General features: G+C 63.7%; 1 pseudogene. It reads left to right on the top strand.

Annotation, left to right across the window (positions count from 1 at the left end):
- Positions 1-735: pseudogene (locus CTR53_RS02645) on the top strand (heme utilization protein); the annotation flags it as partial.

Here is a 735-nt window from a genome sequence, read left to right as displayed (position 1 = left end):
CTGACATCCTCGCAGATTGCGGCCCTGACGCAGACCCAGATCGAGGGTCTTGAGACGACCGACATCGCGGATCTGACCACGACGCAGATCAAGGGCCTGAACACCACGCAGATCGGCCAGCTTGAGACGACCGACCTGAATGCCCTGACCTCGACGCAGGTGCAGATTCTGTCGGCGGCCCAGCTGAAGGGTCTGACGACGACGCAGATCGGCGCGCTGGAAAGCACCGATATCGGTGAGCTGACCGCCACGCAGCTGGGTGCGCTGAATGCCACGCAGGTGCAGTCGATCAGCACCACGGCGATTGCGGAACTCGACTCCACTCAGGTAAGTGCACTGACCTCGAGCGTCCTGGGTGCGCTGAGCACCGAACAGCTCGATGCCCTGAGCACGACGGCGCTGGGTGCGATCACCACGACCCAGATCAAGGGCCTGACCACAACCCAGGTTGACTCACTGGATGAGACGCAGTTCGGCGCGCTGAGCAGCACGGCGATCAGCGGTCTGAACACGACGCAGCTCCGCTCGGTCAGCACGACGGCGCTGAATGCGCTGGACACCACCCAGACGCAGGCGCTGACGACCTCGCAGATCGCTGGTCTGACGACGACGCAGATCGGTGCGCTGGAAAGCACCGACATCGGCGAGCTGAGCTCGACGCAGGTCAAGGCACTGAACACCACGCAGGTGCAGGCGCTGTCGACCACCAACCTGAATGCCCTGGACACCACCCAG

Origin of the sequence: Ferrovibrio sp. (assembly GCF_002796975.1) — a bacterium.
Lineage (GTDB): Bacteria > Pseudomonadota > Alphaproteobacteria > Ferrovibrionales > Ferrovibrionaceae > Ferrovibrio.
The sequence above is the reverse complement of the archived record's forward strand: the minus strand, read 5'-3'. Positions and strand labels throughout refer to the sequence as shown.